Here is a 15,327-nt window from a genome sequence, read left to right on the forward strand (position 1 = left end):
TTTAGACTAGATTATAGTTAAATCATCAGGAGTCGCGGGCAAGTTCCAGGTAGTTTGTTGTATCCATCCCGAAGGTGTTCGGTTAGTTTAAGCCACGAAGAAGGGGATGCGTTATGGATGAATACTCACCCAAAAGACATGATATCGCGCAGCTTAAATTTCTCTGCGAAACTCTGTATCATGACTGTCTTGCAAACCTTGAACAAAGTAACCATGGCTGGGTTAACGACCCTACCTCTGCAACCAGCTTGCAGCTCAATGAACTGATAGAGCATATTGCAACCTTCGCACTTAATTATAAAATTAAGTACAATGAGGACAATAAGCTGATTGCGCAGATAGATGAATACCTGGATGACACTTTTATGTTGTTCAGCAGTTATGGTATTAATACGCAGGATCTGCAGAAATGGCGGAAATCAGGTAATCGACTGTTTCGCTGTTTTGTCAATGCCACCAGGGCTAATCCTGTTAGTTTGTCTTGTTAAAAATTATTACAATCATAGGTAAGAGTTATGTCTGATAAACCATTAACTAAAACAGATTATTTGATGCGCCTGCGACGCTGCCAGACAATTGACACGCTTGAGCGCGTTATTGAAAAAAATAAATATGAATTGTCCGACAACGAACTGGCTGTATTTTACTCAGCAGCGGATCACCGTCTTGCTGAATTGACCATGAATAAGCTCTACGACAAGATTCCAACTTCCGTTTGGAAATTCATTCGCTAATTGCTCTCGAGGTTAAGTCAGGTATAGCGGGACATTTGTTTGTCTGACTGACCATTTTCGTATTTACAATGGTTATTTAATTCAAATCATGTGATTACGATCACAGCGAATCAACGGGAACGTTCCCCTTGCTTGCATTGCGTTTTACTGTGCTGAAATGATCATCAGGACACAGGGAATTCGTAATGAGTAAAGAAAAGCAAAAAATGATCGCCGGCGAACACTATCGCCCGGCAGATGAAACGTTGCGCAACGACCGACTACGCGCTCGTCAGTTGACTCACCGCTACAATCTCACCTCGCCAGAGGCAAAAAGTGAGCGTCAGGCCATCCTGCATGATCTGCTGGGTCAAAGCAAAGGTGCATATATTGAACCCTCTTTCCGTTGTGATTACGGTTATAACATCTATCTCGGTAAAGAATTTTACGCCAACTTCGACTGCGTCATGCTTGATGTCTGTCCAATCCATATTGGCGACAACTGCATGCTGGCACCCGGCGTCCATATCTATACCGCGACACACCCTCTGGATGCGACCGAACGCAACAGTGGCCTGGAGTTCGGAAAGCCCGTGACTATCGGCAACAATGTCTGGATAGGTGGCCGCGCAGTGATCAATCCCGGCGTCACGCTCGGTGATAATGTCGTTGTAGCCTCTGGCGCGGTGGTGACGAAAAGCGTTCCGGCAAACAGCGTAGTCGGCGGTAATCCCGCGAGGACCATCAAAACGCTGTGATCTAAAATGTAACTGTTATGCTAAATTGCGGTTAATCTGTTACTACCTTCAGCAGGTATCCCCTTTTAAAATAGGGCGATCGCTCCTGAATTTTGCAGATATCACGAAGGCAAGAGATGACAGAAATACAGCGCCTGCTTACCGAAACAATCGATGACTTAAATATTCGCGAGAAGCGCGACAACAAACCGCGCTTTAGCATCAGTTTTATTCGCAAACATCCGGGGCTGTTTATCGGTATGTATGTGGCATGGTTTGCCACGCTGGCGGTAATGCTACAGTCAGAAACGCTGGTCGATTCGGTATGGCTGCTGGTAGTACTGTTTGTCATACTTAACGGCTTTTTCTTTTTTGACGTGGCGCCGCGTTATCGCTATGAAGACATCGACGTCCTGGATTTCAGAGTTTGTTATAACGGTGAATGGTACAACACGCGTTTTGTTCCCTCCTCACTCATCGACTCTATTTTGCACTCCCCTTCCGTTGATAGCGAGCATAAAACACAACTGCAAAAGATGATTTCACGTAAAGGCGAACTCTCGTTCTACGATGTGTTTACGCTCACCCGCCCGCAGGCCAGCCAGTAATTTCGCCTCTGACATAAAAAAGTGCGTCCCTGTGAAGGAAACGCACTTTAGCCCCTGAATGCCGGCAAAGAAATTAACGTCTTTTTTTACGGCCCTGTACCGCTTTAAATCGCGGATTTGTTTTACAGATAACATACAAACGCCCTTTGCGTTTCACTATCTGGCAGTCAGGGTGCCGCTGTTTTGCGCTGCGAAGCGAATTGAGTACCTGCATTTTAACCTCGCTTAGCGCCAATAAAATGACCAAAACGTTTCTGGAAGCGGGCTGCGCTACCTTCGTTGTCAAAGGTCTTTTGTTTTCCGGTGTAATACGGATGTGACTTAGAAGAGATATCAAGGGTCACATACGGGTACGTTTTCCCCTCGAACTCAATCTCACGTTCGGTTTTGATGGTCGAACCGACCTTAAAGTATTCATTGGCACTGGTATCGTGAAACACCACGGTACGATAAAAAGGATGGATATCCGGTTTCATGGCAACCCCAAATTGTTACGTTATAACATAACCATTAAAGTACACCACTCGTATTTAAATCACAACCTGATTTACGCGACGGGCAAACAAACGGGGTGATAAGTGGCCCTAAATATATGATGCCAATCGAATAGCTTTTTCGGCTTTCGGATATACTTTCCTTACGCTGTGTTAATAAGGATATCATTGTGACAACACGACATCTGATAAGCCTGGTGACAGGGGTGCTGTTTCTTTCTATCCTCGCCCCCGTAGGTTTAAGCATGTGGCTGGCACATCGTCAGGTCGAAACAAAGTTTATTGATGAACTCGATATGTTCTCAACACGAGTCGCATTGCGCACAGAACGCGTCGGCGAGCAGGCCAGGAAAGCATTACGCCACATAGAGTCCTTTCAGGGAGTGCCTTGCAGTGATGAGCATCTGCTGGAAATGCGTCGCTTGTCATATAGCTATCGCTATATTCAGGAAGTGCTGTATCTCAAAGACAATGTTCCGCAATGTTCATCTCTGGAAAAAAACAGCCAGGCTGCCGCATTTCCACCAGCAATGAAAGTCACGCCGGATGGATATCGCGCATGGCTTACTACGCAAAATGATTTGGGCATCAAGCGTTTTATGGCAGCTTTAGGTAGCGAGCATTATGTCGTGATGGTCGATCCGGGTTCCTTTATTGACGTCATCCCGTTTGGCTCATGGCCAATCGAAGTCACTATCATTGGCACCGCGCGCAACGTGGTGGTTGCCAGTAGCGCCGCGCTGCCATCGGACGTTTTGCAGCATGTAAAACAAGAACATTCGATCACTCATTTTCAGAAAGATAGCAATATTTTTAATGCCCGCCCCTTTCCTGAACTGGGCATCACGATCGTCACCTGGGCATCTACCCTACCATTACAAAAAACCTGGCACCGACAAGCCCTGATCTGGCTCCCGGCCGGGATTATCATCGGCCTGCTTACCGCCGCCTTTATTCTGCGCATTTTGCGTCGCTTACAGTCCCCCCATCACCAGTTGCAGGATGCTATCCAGCATCGGGATATCAAAGTCCATTACCAGCCCATTATTTCGCTAACAACGGGAAAAGTGGTCGGGGCAGAAGCACTGGCCCGTTGGCAGCAGGCCGATGGGAGCTATCTGTCGCCTGAAATTTTTGTCGCGATGGCGCAGGAGACCGGACTAACAAAACCCCTCACGCGTTTGATAATTGAAAGTGTATTTGACGATTTAGGAAAATGGCTGCGTCAACACCCGGATCAGCATATCTCCATTAACCTTGAGTCAGCCGATCTGGCTTCTGAAACGCTTCCCGCTCTGTTAGGCCAGAAGGTAAAGCACTGGCAGCTTAATCCAGCGCAAATCGCGCTGGAACTGACCGAACGCGAGTTTGCCGATCCGAAAAACAGCGCGCCGTTTATTGCTAAATATCGTCAGGCGGGACATTCAATATACATCGATGATTTTGGAACCGGCTATTCCAGCCTGAGCTATTTACAGGATCTGGATGTGGACATCCTGAAGATCGATAAATCCTTTGTTGATGCCCTGGAGTACAACAACGTGACGCCGCATATCATTGAGATTGCCAAAACGCTGAAGCTGGAAATGGTGGCAGAAGGTATCGAAACTGAAAATCAGGCAGCCTGGCTACGCCAACATGGCGTGCAGTACGGTCAGGGCTGGCTTTACAGTAAAGCACTGCCAAAAGCGGAATTTATTCTGTGGGCTGAAAAACGGCTGTGACATGGCTGTAGATGTTGAGATGGCTGGCGGCACGCCGCACAGCCAGTCATATCACTCGTCCATAATGGGCGCAAATCCGCCGTAGATCATTCGTTTGCCATCAAATGGCATAGACTCACCGAATTCCTTCATACGGGGATCGGACATCATCTTCTGATTCGCCGCATCGCGGACCTCTTTGGAAGGGTATTCAATCCAACTGAATACCACCTCTTCATCATCCTGCGCTTTCACTGCCATGCGAAAATCGGTTAATTTGCCGTCGGGGACATCATCTGCCCAGCACTCCACCACGCGTAATGCGCCGAACTCCTTGAAAAGCGGAGCTGCTTTCGCCGCCATCGCAATGTACGCCTCCTTGTTTTCAGCGGGTACGGCAACGACAAAACCATCAACATACTTCATGAGAAAAACCTCCGAAGTGTACTGCGCAGCAAGCCGATTCTGGCCGCGTCAGTCGAGGTTAAGTTTAGTCGCCAGCAGGCGATCGTGCCCCAGGTTCACTCCTGACTCGGATACGCGACTGTGGCTGTTGGCGAAACCACGGCAGGCAAATCTGAATTAACGGCCCAATAGCCAGCGCATACAATACCGTGCCAACCCCCACGGTTCCCCCCAGCAGCCAACCAATAAGCAACACTGACACTTCAATTGCGGTGCGAATGCGTCGTACTGGCCATCCGGTACGCGCGTGAATACCGGTCATCAGGCCGTCCCGTGGACCCGCGCCAAAACCAGCGCCAATATATAAACTGGTGGCTAATGCATTCAGGATCACCGCGGTCACCAGCAGGACGCTGCGCGCCGGCAGGGATTCGAATCCCGGGATCATCACCAGCGCGGCATCTGCCGCCAGCCCAATCATAATAACATTGCTCAGGGTGCCAAATCCGGGACGCTGGCGTAGCGGTATCCACGCCAGCAGCACCAACACGCCTACGACAATAATCACCACGCCGATATTCATCGACAGTAAATTGGCCACCCCCAGATGAAACACGTTCCACGGATCGGCCCCTAAATCGGCGCGAACAAACATGGCCGTCGACACACCGTACAGCGCCAGACCGATATACAGCTGAAGTAAACGACGCAGCATGCTTTTTCCCCCTCTCACTCTCAGATAGCTTTCATCTTCCCCGCAATTGGCACTATGATTAACGTCCAGTTTTCAAAAAGTGGACTGCTATGTCATCTCGCCGTTATGGAAGTCAGTCTTTGCAGCGCCTGCTCGGCCACTGGCAGGAAAGCCCCTCGCGAACGCCCCTCTGGCGACAGCTGGCAGAAGCGCTACGTCTATTGATTCTCGATGGTCGGCTGGCGCTGGATAGCCGTTTGCCCGGCGAGCGTGAACTCGCTGCCGTTCTGGAAGTGAGCCGAACCACCGTCGCCAGCGCGATGGCGCAACTGCGTGAAGAAGGCTATCTGGAGAGCCGTCATGGGAGCGGTTCGCGGGTTATTCTGCCGGAACATATTCGCCATGTGCCAACGCGAACCAGCACTGGCACAGCGCTTGATTTGTCCACGGCAGCGCTCAGTGCCGGTCCCGAAATTCATCAGGCTTATCAGCAAGCGTTGTTCGCGATGCCGCAGCATCTGCTGAGTTCCGGGTATCTGCCGCAGGGGCTGCCAGCTTTGCGTGAATCCATCGCCCGGCATTATTGCGAGCGCGGACTCCCAACGCAGCCCGATGAAATAATGGTGGTGAATGGCGCGGTCAGCGGTCTGGCGCTCATCCTGCGTTTGCTGACAGGTCCTGGCGATCGCGTCGTCGTTGATCACCCCACGTATCCACTGGCGATTGCCGCTATTCAGGGCGCATCCTGTCGACCCGTTGGCGTGTCGCTACCCGGGCAGGGTTGGGATACGGCGGGTCTGGTCGCCACTATTGCGCAAACGGCGCCCAGAATGGCCTACCTGATGCCGGACTTCCACAACCCGACCGGGCGTTGTATGGACGCCGCAACCCGCCAGGTCGTGGCGGATATTGCCGAAAGAACACGTACGACGTTGGTCGTCGATGAGACGATGGTGAACCTGTGGTACGACGCCCCGCCACCACCGCCGCTTACCGCGTTCAATCGCGATGCCCCAATCATTTCACTGGGTTCGGCAGGGAAAAGCTTTTGGGGAGGATTACGTTTGGGTTGGATTCGGGCTTCGTCACGAACAATTGCCGCCCTGGTACAAACCCGCGACACTTTCGATTTGGGCTCTCCGGTACTTGAACAACTCGCCACCCGTTGGTTGTTGGATAACGCCGGGCGCTTTCTGCCTGACAGAAGACGCTTGCTGGCATCGCAGCGCGACCTGTGCTCCAGCCTGATGCATACACATTTCCCGGAATGGCAGTTTACCCAACCACAAGGAGGACTCTCTTTCTGGGTCGAACTGCCCGATACGCTGGCGACGCTCTTTGCTGCGCGCGCCGAAAGCGCGGGAATTCAGTTAGGAACCGGTACGCGCTTCGGCCTCGATGGCGCATTCGATCGTTTTTTGCGCATGCCCTTCACATTGCCGGATGATACAGCACGCGCCGCCTTCAGGGTGTTGCAACCCATTTGGGATAACCTGCGTTTGCAGGCCAGCAGCGGGAAAATGCGCAAAATAATTTAAGCGACGGGCCAAAGGGCCCGCTTTTGTATGTTGTGACGGACAACAACGTCCCGGCACAATTACAACTGCGGAGGAACCGGAAAACCTTTCAGGGAAATCACAAAATTCTCACCGTCCTTCTTAATTTTTGCCCCGGCATCACACCAGTCGGAAGCAATACGGAAGAACTCATCGCTGCCGACATTCCAGCTCAGGCGAACATGTTTCACATAGCCAGATCGCAGCAATTCACAGGCTTCGCTGTAATTACAGGCGGTTGAGAACGATTGTTGTTTCATTTTTTCTTCTTCAGTAATCTGCGCAATGCTTTGATTTCTTTAGGAGTCAGTGCATCAACGACGGATTCTTCCGTATGCTGGCTGTCGATATCCTCAGCGGAGACTCCCGCCTCTTCAACGGCGGAAAAGGCGATCAGCAGCAGCTTTTCCGTCGCGACACTTAGATTTTCATTATGCACTTCGGCGTAATGACGAAGTTTTTCTTTCAGCGCTTCATCAATTTTGACATTCAGTACAGCAGTCGACATTGTAAAAAGTCCTTGTGATCGGCGACGGTAAAAGCGTCAAACAACATCCCCGAAACACATTGACAGCATTTGATGACAATAAAATGACAATACAGTGACAAAGAAAAAGAAGATAAGCAGAAGGAAATTGCCGGACGGCAGAATTGGGTGGGGGCCCTGCCAGCTACATCCCGGCACACACGTCATCTGCCTTGGCTGCTTCCTTCCGGACCTGACCTGGTAAACAGAGTAGTGTTGCGGGAGAACCAACAGAGCCCCCATTGAGAGCGTTGTTAACCAACGCGCAGGCGCATTATCACTGGTGTACCCTGTAAATGCAACCCATCCAGCATCGGATGCTGTTTTCTTGCGCAATGCGGCTTCACTCACTCGCCATTCAGGATTATGCTGAAGGATTAGCGCAGGAATAAATGATGGATATACAAGACACTTTCCCCCAACGCGTCTGGCAAATCGTCGCGTCAATCCCCGAAGGATTCGTCACCACCTATGGCGATGTCGCCAGACTTGCCGGATCGCCGCGCGCTGCGCGCCAGGTGGGCAGCGTACTTAAGCGTCTCCCCGAAGGTAGTTCCCTGCCCTGGCACCGGGTCGTCAATCGCCACGGCGCTATTTCATTGACGGGCCCCGATCTGCAACGACAACGTCAGGCGTTGCTGGCAGAAGGGATTGTCGTTTCCGGCAGCGGGCAAATCGATTTACAGCGCTATCGCTGGGTGTACTAACCCTCTCCTCATGGAGAGGGTTCGACTGCTTTAGTACTGCGTGGGAGCAGGAACGGCTGAAGACGGAGTCACCTGGGTTGGTGAAGTCGAAGGCACCGTGGTGGTTGCGCCGCCGCCAGCATTAAGCGGAACTGCGGTCTGCTGCACGGGAACCAACGTCAGGTCGGCTTTCGTCCCGCCCTGATTGATAACCGTCTGAACGGTATCGGTTATAAAGACCAGTTTGCCATTCACCGTAATTGCCGCACTCAGCAGAATACGCGCATTGGGCTGAATATCTGCCGGGTTAAACGGTAATACAAAGCTGAATGGCGCTTGCTTGCCTTCAGTACGCACCGCTTTTTGCGACAACACTTTTGATGGCGCATCGGCCAGCGACGCATCCGACAGCGTAACGGTCAGCACAGCATCCGGTGGCAAGGCCACTTTCTGGCGGATCCATACTGTACCAGATACATTCGGCTGTTGAATTTTAGACTGTGTGTCAGAAATTGACGTATTAGGGCTTGGCGCAGGTGTCTGAATATCTGCACTTTTATCGGCGCAGGCCGCCAGAGCGACTGCAACCGCTAAACCACTTACCATGTGCACGAGTTTCATTAAATTCTCCTTATCATCTATGCACCAGCGAGAACTTTCCTCGCCAGAAGAGTGGTTAACAAAAACATAACGTGATTAAGTGTGGCACAAGACAGCTGTTTTTGCCTGTAATAGGCCAGTAATTCAGACAATTGCACCCATCGGACCACTTTTAAAATTGCGTTATACTCTGCCTAACTCGCGCGACATCGATATCACCTGGAGAGCTCCTATGAGTCTGGCACTCAAAAATTTGCTGACACTGTTAAATCTGGAAAAAATTGAAGAAGGGCTCTTTCGCGGCCAAAGTGAAGACTTAGGGTTACGTCAGGTTTTTGGCGGACAGGTTGTCGGTCAGGCGCTGTATGCCGCGAAAGAAACCGTTCCGGAAGAACGTCTGGTGCACTCCTTTCACAGCTACTTTTTACGCCCCGGCGATAGCCAAAAACCCATCATTTATGATGTAGAAGTCCTGCGTGATGGTAACAGCTTCAGCGCGCGCCGCGTTGCCGCAATCCAGAATGGTAAACCCATTTTTTACATGACCGCCTCCTTTCAGGCACCAGAAGACGGGTTTGAACATCAGAAAACCATGCCGGATGCGCCGGGTCCCGATGAGCTGAAATCAGAAACAGAAATTGCCCGCTCAGTGGCGCATCTTCTGCCACCGTTATTGAAAGAAAAGTTCATCAACGATCGTCCGTTGGAAGTGCGCCCGGTGGAGTTTCATAACCCCTTAAAAGGTCATGTCGCACCTCCGACCCGTCAGGTATGGATCCGCGCCAACGGTGAACTGCAAGACGATCTGCGCGTCCATCAGTATCTGCTGGGTTATGCCTCTGACCTGAACTTCCTGCCCGTCGCGCTGCAACCGTACGGGATTGGTTTCCTGGAAAAAGGAATTCAGATCGCCACCATTGACCACTCAATGTGGTTCCATCGTCCGTTCAATATCAATGAATGGCTGCTGTATAACGTCGAAAGTACTTCCGCCTCCGGTGCCCGGGGCTTTGTGCGCGGGGAATTTTATACGCAGGATGGCGTGCTGGTCGCTTCTACCGTACAGGAAGGGGTCATGCGTAATCGTAATTGATGTCTTATCCGGCCTACAGGCTACATCGTTGTAGGCCGGATAAACGTTAGCGCCATCCGGCATATTGAGAAATCAGGCGTTGTAGGCGTTCTCGCCGTGACTGTTCACATCCAGACCTTCGCGTTCCTGCTCTTCTGGTACGCGCAGACCCACCGTCATATCCGCCAGCTTATAACCGATGAAGGCCACCACGCCGGACCAGACGATGGTAATCGCCACGCTTTCCAGTTGCACCAGCAGCTGATGCCCCATGGTCACGCCCTCGGCAAACCCCACGCCACCCAGCGAGCTGGCGGCAAAAACCCCGGTCAGGATACAGCCGACAATGCCGCACACGCCGTGAACACCAAACACGTCACACGGATCGTCCACGCGCAGAAAACGCTTCAGCATCGTCACTCCCCACAGGCCCGCCAGACCGGCTGCCACGCCAATAATCAACGCGCCGCCGACACCGATATAACCACATGCAGGCGTTACGCCAACCAGACCCGCAACGGCCCCAGAACAGGCCCCCAGCAGAGACGGTTTACCGCGCAACGCCCATTCCCCGAAGATCCACCCGAGGATGGCGGCAGCGGTGGCGACCACGGTATTGACGAAGGCCAGCGCAGCGATTTCATTCGCCGTGCCCGCAGAACCGGCATTAAAGCCAAACCAGCCAATGTAGAGAATGGCGGTGCCAGTGAAGACCATCGGCAGGTTATGCGGCTTAAAAGCTTCTTTACCAAAACCGACGCGTTTGCCAATCAAATAAGCCCCCACCAGACCGGCTATCGCCGCGTTAATATGTACAACCGTCCCGCCGGCAAAATCCAGTGCGCCATGAGAAGCCAGCAAACCGCCGCCCCAGACCATGTGGGCTATTGGGATGTAAGACAGCGTTAACCACACGACCACAAAAATCAGTACCGCCGAGAAGCGAATACGCTCAGCCAGCGCCCCAACGATAAGCCCAACGGTGATACAGGCGAAAGAGCCCTGAAAAGCAACGTGAATATACTGGTAGAAGCTCCCCGTGACCGCCGTCAGCGCAATGTTCTTCAGTAATACCCAGTTGAAGTTGCCAAAGAAATTATTCCCTTCGCCAAAGGCCAGTGAATAGCCATAAACCACCCATAAAATACAGACCAGGGCAAATGTCACCGTCACCTGAGTCAGCATCGACAACACGTTCTTACCGCGAATCAAACCGCCGTAAAACAGCGCAATGCCAGGAATGGTCATAAACAGCACCAGCGCGGTACAGATCATCATAAACGCGTTATCCGCTTTATCCGCAACCGCCGGTGCCGCCATCGCCAGTCCCGGCAACAGCGCCAGTGAAGCAATACCTGTTTTCATCGTTGCTATCTTCATTTTTTGGTTTCCTATCACTGTGTGCCAGACGTTACAGTGCGGCTTCGTCAGTTTCGCCGGTACGAATACGAATCACGCGTTGCAGCTCGGCGACAAAGATTTTGCCGTCGCCAATTTTTCCGGTGTAGGCCGCCTTGCTGATGACATCGATCACTTCATCCAGTTGGTCATCGGCAATCGCCACATCAATCTTCACCTTGGGCAAAAAATTGACGCTATATTCAGCCCCACGGTAAAGCTCGGCATGACCTTTCTGTCGGCCAAACCCCTTCACTTCGGTGACGGTCAGCCCCTGAATACCAATAGACGACAAGGCTTCGCGGACGTCTTCCAGTTTGAACGGTTTGATTACCACGGTAACCAGCTTCATAGATCCCCTCCAGTCAGAATTCAGTAGTGGCTGCAGATACACCAGATGAATACTGCAAGGGATGTGCCAGGAATGAAAAAGCAGGATGATTCGGCCAGCCGAGGGGAGTGGGGGGAGAAAAAGAAAAAACGCACTATAACGGTGCATAGTGCGTTACATTTTTGCACCAGATTGTTGATTGCCGTCCGGCCTACGAAACCGGGTTGGTCTCAGCTATCAGGCAATAATGGAATCCTCTTGCGTACTGGCCGCCAGCTCTTCGCCCGCCAGCTGCAGTTGATACATCTGCCAGTAACGGCCTTGCGCCGCCAGTAATTGCTGGTGCGTACCACGTTCAACCGCCTGTCCACGGTGCAGTACCAGAATGGTGTCCGCATCGACAATCGTCGATAAGCGATGCGCAATCACCACCAGCGTGGTGTGTTCACGTACCGCCGCCAGCGCTTGCTGAATCGCCTGTTCCGTGCCGGAGTCAATACTGGCCGTGGCTTCATCGAGGATCAGTACCTGCGGCGTTTCAACCAGCACCCGCGCCAGCGCCAGCAACTGTTTCTGCCCAACGGAGAGATTATTGCCCTGCTCGCCCAGCCGGGTATGAATTCCCTCGCTCAGGCCGCGCGCCAGTTCCGCCAGTTGCACGGTTTCCAGCGCCTGCCATACCCGCGCTTCTGAGATATCGCGGCCCAGCGTGACGTTTGCCAGGAAGGTATCCGCCATCACCACCGGATCCTGCTGCACCATCGCGATGCCCTGACGCAATACCCCGTGGCTCAGCGAAGACAGCGGTCTCCCATCAAGGCGGATTTCCCCCTGCGTCAGCGGGTAGTATCCCATCAGCAGGCTGGCCAGCGTACTTTTGCCGCTGCCGGTGTGCCCGACCAGGGCCACAAAGCTACGCGAAGGCACGGACAGACTGATGTTTTGCAGCACCAGATTGTCGTCACGATAAGCAAATGAAACGTTATCTACCTCGATATCCCCACTCTTTAGCAGCTGGTCATCGTCACCATAGCGTTGACGTGGCCCATCCATCAATTCGAACACACGTTCACCGGCGACAACCGCCTGCTGCAGCATTGACTGCTGGGTCGTCAGCTCGATAAGCGGCTCGTTCAACCGCCCGAGATAGCTAATAAACGCATACAACACCCCCACCTCGATCGAACTGCCAGAGGTAAAGCTGAACAGCATCAATAAACCGCAGAGGATCAGCGCCGAGAAAAGGCTAAGCAGCGGACGCAGCAAAAAGCCATCCAGTCGCAGGGTCTGCATCCGCGCCATATAGTGCGAACGGCTGGCCTCGCCCATTCTCTCGCCAAATCGCGCCTGCTGACGGAACTGCTGGATAACACTCATGCCGTTGATGACTTCGTTAAAGCCATCGTTAATATCCGCCAGATAAGCGCGAACCCGGCGCACAATCGGTGTGCTGTAGCGTTGATAAATCACCATCACCACCAGCACCGCCGGGAAAATGACCATCGCGACCAGCGCCATACGCCACTCCAGGCTAAACATCGCCACCAGCATCGCACCGATCAAGGCCGCACTGCGCAGAACCGTTGCCACTACCGTCACATACAGGTCACGAATCACTTCAGTGTCATTCGTCACTCGGGAGATAAGCTGCCCGACGGGCTGAGTATCAAAGGCGCTGAGCGGCTGACGAAGCGCTGCGTCCATGACATCGGTGCGCAACTGTTGCACCACGCCAACTGCCGCCTGATTAAATAACAGTGACTGCGCGTAATGCAGACCCGCCGCCAGCAGCTGCAATCCCACATACGCCGCAACCAGCCCGGCGACCATCGCCAGCGGCAGGTTGTTTTTCGCCACCATGTTATCGATAAAATAGCTAATTAGCAGCGGGCCGCTGACTTCAGCCGCAGCCGCCACCCACAGCATGACTACCGCAATCGCCAGCGGTTTTCGCCATGGCGAACCGTACTTCAGCAGCCTTTTCAGGGTCGGCCATAATTGCCCAAAACTACGCATTAGCCGCCTCCCCGTTTATCTCTGGCGCATCGGACAGCGCCGCTTCCAGTTGCTGATAACGAAACATATCGCGATACCAGCCTGGCTGCTGCACCAACACGTCATGCTCACCACGCTGAGCAATATGCCCATGCTGCATCACAATAATCTCGCTGGCTTCCGTCAGGGCCGATAAACGGTGAGCGCTGATAATCACAGTTCTGCCTTCGCCCCACTGGCGCAGGTTATGCAGGATCTGATGCTCGGTACGGCCGTCTACTGCCGACAGCGCATCATCCAGGATCAGAATTTCAGCATTCAACAGCAAAGCACGGGCAATAGAGATTCGCTGTTTTTGCCCGCCGGACAGCATCACGCCGCGCTCGCCCACTTCAGTATCATAGCCTTGCGGAAGACGTAAAATATCCTCATGAACGCTGGCGAGACGCGCCACATGTTCGATCTCTTCCTGCGTGGCCTGCGGGCGTCCTAACGCGATGTTATTGGCGACGGTATCTGAAAACAGGAACGGCGTCTGGCTAACCACCGCCAGCCGGCTGCGCCAGCTATCAAGTTGTAAGCGCGATAACGGGATATCATGAAAACGTATATCCCCTTGGCTGATATCGAAATGACGCTGGATCAGCGACAGCACCGTACTTTTCCCCGCGCCGGTCGGGCCGCAGATGCCCAGCATCTGTCCGGGTCTGAGCTGGAAATTCACGTTTTCCAGCGCTGGCTGAGCCGTCAATGGGTAGCGAAATTCGCGAATCGCCACCGCCAGCTCGCCGCGTCCTTCCGGCACCGGTTCAGTACCGTCATCCACCACCGGCGCTTCAGCCAGCATGGCGCGAATACGGCTGTAGGCGGCGCTGCCGCGTTCGACAATATTAAACATCCATGCCAGCGCCAGCATCGGCCAAATCATCAGACCGAGATACATCATAAAGCTGGTGAGCTGGCCGAGCGTCAGCGAACCGTGCACCACCATCCAGCTTCCTCCGGCAATCGCCAGCAGGTTAGCCATCCCAATGGCGATATAAATCGTTGGGTCAAAACGGGCGTCAATACGCGCCACCCGCAGGTTTTTCTTACCGGTGTCTTCAGCATCTGCGGCAAATAACGCCGACTGCCGATCCTCCAGGCCAAAAGCCTTGATCATGCGAATGCTGGTCAGGCTCTCCTGAGTACGATCGTTAAGACTGGAGAACGCCGCCTGCGCCAGCTTAAAACGGTGATGGAGTCGATCACCGTAACGTTTGATCATTAACGCCATCACCGGCATCGGCAGTAGCGCAATAAGCGTCAGTTGCCAGCTTATCTGCGTAGACATCACGATCATTACCGCACACCCCATCACCAGCGAATCCACCAGCGTCAGCACGCCTTCGCCAGCGGCAAACACCACCCGATCGACATCGTTAGTGGCGCGCGCCATCAGATCACCCGTACGGTGGCGCAGATAGAACTCGGGGTGCTGGCGACTCAATTGACGGTAATAATCTTCCCGCAGCTCAACCGCCAGTTGGTAGGATGCACCAAACAGCAGTACGCGCCAGACATAGCGCAGCAAGTACACGACCACCGCAATCAGGGCGATTGTGCCAACCCACATCAGCAGCCGCTCGGTGGTGAAGCGTTGCGCTGTTACGCCATCCACAATGATCCCGACCACTTTCGGCGGGATAAGCTGAAGGATGGCGATGATAATAAGCAGAGCCACTGCTCCAAGGTAGCGACGCCACTCCCGGCGGAAGTACCAGCTTAATTGAGCAAATAATCGCACGCGTTATGTCCTGACAAGATTTC

Annotated in this window: 18 protein-coding genes, 1 other RNA gene and 1 pseudogene; 8 read left to right on the forward strand and 12 right to left on the reverse strand. The window is 52.9% G+C overall.

What is annotated here, in order from left to right; genetic code table 11:
• The first annotated feature begins 113 nt into the window (after positions 1-113).
• The 4 genes from tomB to AC534G_RS18935 all read left to right on the forward strand — a co-directional run bounded on the left by tomB (position 114) and on the right by AC534G_RS18935 (position 2,058).
• Positions 114-488 carry an Hha toxicity modulator TomB gene (tomB, locus tag AC534G_RS18920; RefSeq protein WP_003021733.1) on the forward strand — a complete coding sequence of 125 codons (375 nt, stop codon included), beginning with the start codon at positions 114-116 and terminating at the stop codon, positions 486-488.
• Between the two features lie 27 nt (positions 489-515).
• Positions 516-734 carry a hemolysin expression-modulating protein Hha gene (gene hha / locus AC534G_RS18925; protein WP_002892050.1) on the forward strand — a complete coding sequence of 73 codons (219 nt, stop codon included), beginning with the start codon at positions 516-518 and terminating at the stop codon, positions 732-734.
• Positions 735-919: 185 nt separating this feature from the next.
• Positions 920-1,471, forward strand: coding sequence for a maltose O-acetyltransferase (gene maa / locus AC534G_RS18930; protein WP_110498628.1), 552 nt, complete (start codon positions 920-922; stop codon positions 1,469-1,471).
• Between the two features lie 116 nt (positions 1,472-1,587).
• A complete protein-coding gene (locus AC534G_RS18935; RefSeq protein ID WP_069323967.1) occupies positions 1,588-2,058 on the forward strand; it encodes a YlaC family protein in 471 nt (156 codons plus the stop codon).
• Positions 2,059-2,131: 73 nt separating this feature from the next.
• On the opposite strand, the gene ykgO is transcribed toward AC534G_RS18935, so the two are convergent.
• Both ykgO and AC534G_RS18945 read right to left on the reverse strand, forming a co-directional pair.
• Positions 2,132-2,272 carry a type B 50S ribosomal protein L36 gene (gene ykgO / locus AC534G_RS18940; protein WP_005125190.1) on the reverse strand — a complete coding sequence of 47 codons (141 nt, stop codon included), beginning with the start codon at positions 2,270-2,272 and terminating at the stop codon, positions 2,132-2,134.
• A gap of 1 nt (position 2,273) precedes the next feature.
• Positions 2,274-2,534 (reverse strand): type B 50S ribosomal protein L31, encoded by a 261-nt coding sequence (locus tag AC534G_RS18945; protein WP_038638331.1) that lies wholly within the window; start codon positions 2,532-2,534, stop codon positions 2,274-2,276.
• Between the two features lie 188 nt (positions 2,535-2,722).
• Between AC534G_RS18945 and pdeB the strand changes: the two genes are divergently transcribed.
• On the forward strand, positions 2,723-4,276 hold the full coding sequence (pdeB, locus tag AC534G_RS18950) for a cyclic di-3',5'-guanosine monophosphate phosphodiesterase PdeB (protein WP_038638327.1): 1,554 nt from the start codon (positions 2,723-2,725) through the stop codon (positions 4,274-4,276).
• A gap of 51 nt (positions 4,277-4,327) precedes the next feature.
• Here the strand turns inward: pdeB and AC534G_RS18955 are convergent, their stop codons facing one another.
• Positions 4,328-4,681, reverse strand: a complete 354-nt coding sequence (locus tag AC534G_RS18955; RefSeq protein ID WP_038638323.1) for a DUF1428 domain-containing protein — start codon at positions 4,679-4,681, stop codon at positions 4,328-4,330.
• 64 nt (positions 4,682-4,745) lie between these two features.
• On the reverse strand, positions 4,746-5,375 hold the full coding sequence (gene yczE / locus AC534G_RS18960) for a membrane protein YczE (protein WP_038638321.1): 630 nt from the start codon (positions 5,373-5,375) through the stop codon (positions 4,746-4,748).
• An 89-nt stretch (positions 5,376-5,464) separates the two neighbouring features.
• On the opposite strand from yczE, the gene yczR reads away from it, so the two are divergent.
• Entirely contained in the window at positions 5,465-6,892 is a 1,428-nt protein-coding gene (gene yczR, locus AC534G_RS18965) for a MocR-like transcription factor YczR (protein ID WP_110498629.1), read from the forward strand.
• Positions 6,893-6,951: 59 nt separating this feature from the next.
• Here yczR and AC534G_RS18970 read toward each other — a convergent pair whose 3' ends face one another.
• The 3 genes from AC534G_RS18970 to ffs form a co-directional block, all read right to left on the reverse strand.
• A complete protein-coding gene (locus AC534G_RS18970) occupies positions 6,952-7,170 on the reverse strand; it encodes a hypothetical protein (RefSeq protein WP_038638314.1) in 219 nt (72 codons plus the stop codon).
• Positions 7,167-7,418, reverse strand: a complete 252-nt coding sequence (locus AC534G_RS18975) for a hypothetical protein (RefSeq protein ID WP_038638313.1) — start codon at positions 7,416-7,418, stop codon at positions 7,167-7,169. Before AC534G_RS18975 ends, AC534G_RS18970 begins: the two co-directional genes overlap by 4 nt.
• A 154-nt stretch (positions 7,419-7,572) precedes the next feature.
• Positions 7,573-7,669, reverse strand: an RNA gene (gene ffs, locus AC534G_RS18980) — signal recognition particle sRNA small type.
• An 84-nt stretch (positions 7,670-7,753) separates the two neighbouring features.
• On the opposite strand from ffs, the pseudogene AC534G_RS18985 reads away from it, so the two are divergent.
• Positions 7,754-8,143: pseudogene (locus tag AC534G_RS18985) on the forward strand (MGMT family protein).
• A gap of 30 nt (positions 8,144-8,173) precedes the next feature.
• Here AC534G_RS18985 and AC534G_RS18990 read toward each other — a convergent pair.
• Positions 8,174-8,743 (reverse strand): YbaY family lipoprotein, encoded by a 570-nt coding sequence (locus AC534G_RS18990; RefSeq protein WP_038638307.1) that lies wholly within the window; start codon positions 8,741-8,743, stop codon positions 8,174-8,176.
• 211 nt (positions 8,744-8,954) lie between these two features.
• On the opposite strand from AC534G_RS18990, the gene tesB reads away from it, so the two are divergent.
• Entirely contained in the window at positions 8,955-9,815 is an 861-nt protein-coding gene (gene tesB / locus AC534G_RS18995; protein ID WP_038638304.1) for an acyl-CoA thioesterase II, read from the forward strand.
• A gap of 72 nt (positions 9,816-9,887) precedes the next feature.
• On the opposite strand, the gene amtB is transcribed toward tesB, so the two are convergent.
• From amtB to AC534G_RS19015, 4 genes are all read right to left on the reverse strand, one after another.
• Positions 9,888-11,174, reverse strand: coding sequence for an ammonium transporter AmtB (gene amtB, locus AC534G_RS19000; RefSeq protein WP_085047630.1), 1,287 nt, complete (start codon positions 11,172-11,174; stop codon positions 9,888-9,890).
• Between the two features lie 31 nt (positions 11,175-11,205).
• Positions 11,206-11,544 carry a P-II family nitrogen regulator gene (gene glnK / locus AC534G_RS19005; RefSeq protein ID WP_006685697.1) on the reverse strand — a complete coding sequence of 113 codons (339 nt, stop codon included), beginning with the start codon at positions 11,542-11,544 and terminating at the stop codon, positions 11,206-11,208.
• A 216-nt stretch (positions 11,545-11,760) separates the two neighbouring features.
• Positions 11,761-13,539 carry a SmdB family multidrug efflux ABC transporter permease/ATP-binding protein gene (locus tag AC534G_RS19010; RefSeq protein ID WP_110498631.1) on the reverse strand — a complete coding sequence of 593 codons (1,779 nt, stop codon included), beginning with the start codon at positions 13,537-13,539 and terminating at the stop codon, positions 11,761-11,763.
• A complete protein-coding gene (locus AC534G_RS19015) occupies positions 13,532-15,304 on the reverse strand; it encodes a SmdA family multidrug ABC transporter permease/ATP-binding protein (protein ID WP_110498632.1) in 1,773 nt (590 codons plus the stop codon). Before AC534G_RS19015 ends, AC534G_RS19010 begins: the two co-directional genes overlap by 8 nt.
• Between the last annotated feature and the right edge of the window lie 23 nt (positions 15,305-15,327).

The organism is Citrobacter sp. CRE-46 (assembly GCF_059615875.1).

What these genes read in the sequence shown, in the direction of transcription:
- tomB (WP_003021733.1), top strand. Translation starts at nt 114, where the DNA reads ATGGATGAATACTCACCCAAAAGACATGATATCGCGCAGCTTAAATTT.
- hha (WP_002892050.1), top strand. Translation starts at nt 516, where the DNA reads ATGTCTGATAAACCATTAACTAAAACAGATTATTTGATGCGCCTGCGA.
- maa (WP_110498628.1), top strand. Translation starts at nt 920, where the DNA reads ATGAGTAAAGAAAAGCAAAAAATGATCGCCGGCGAACACTATCGCCCG.
- AC534G_RS18935 (WP_069323967.1), top strand. Translation starts at nt 1,588, where the DNA reads ATGACAGAAATACAGCGCCTGCTTACCGAAACAATCGATGACTTAAAT.
- ykgO (WP_005125190.1), bottom strand. Translation starts at nt 2,272, where the DNA reads ATGCAGGTACTCAATTCGCTTCGCAGCGCAAAACAGCGGCACCCTGAC.
- AC534G_RS18945 (WP_038638331.1), bottom strand. Translation starts at nt 2,534, where the DNA reads ATGAAACCGGATATCCATCCTTTTTATCGTACCGTGGTGTTTCACGAT.
- AC534G_RS18955 (WP_038638323.1), bottom strand. Translation starts at nt 4,681, where the DNA reads ATGAAGTATGTTGATGGTTTTGTCGTTGCCGTACCCGCTGAAAACAAG.
- yczE (WP_038638321.1), bottom strand. Translation starts at nt 5,375, where the DNA reads ATGCTGCGTCGTTTACTTCAGCTGTATATCGGTCTGGCGCTGTACGGT.
- yczR (WP_110498629.1), top strand. Translation starts at nt 5,465, where the DNA reads ATGTCATCTCGCCGTTATGGAAGTCAGTCTTTGCAGCGCCTGCTCGGC.
- AC534G_RS18970 (WP_038638314.1), bottom strand. Translation starts at nt 7,170, where the DNA reads ATGAAACAACAATCGTTCTCAACCGCCTGTAATTACAGCGAAGCCTGT.
- AC534G_RS18975 (WP_038638313.1), bottom strand. Translation starts at nt 7,418, where the DNA reads ATGTCGACTGCTGTACTGAATGTCAAAATTGATGAAGCGCTGAAAGAA.
- AC534G_RS18990 (WP_038638307.1), bottom strand. Translation starts at nt 8,743, where the DNA reads ATGAAACTCGTGCACATGGTAAGTGGTTTAGCGGTTGCAGTCGCTCTG.
- tesB (WP_038638304.1), top strand. Translation starts at nt 8,955, where the DNA reads ATGAGTCTGGCACTCAAAAATTTGCTGACACTGTTAAATCTGGAAAAA.
- amtB (WP_085047630.1), bottom strand. Translation starts at nt 11,174, where the DNA reads ATGAAGATAGCAACGATGAAAACAGGTATTGCTTCACTGGCGCTGTTG.
- glnK (WP_006685697.1), bottom strand. Translation starts at nt 11,544, where the DNA reads ATGAAGCTGGTTACCGTGGTAATCAAACCGTTCAAACTGGAAGACGTC.
- AC534G_RS19010 (WP_110498631.1), bottom strand. Translation starts at nt 13,539, where the DNA reads ATGCGTAGTTTTGGGCAATTATGGCCGACCCTGAAAAGGCTGCTGAAG.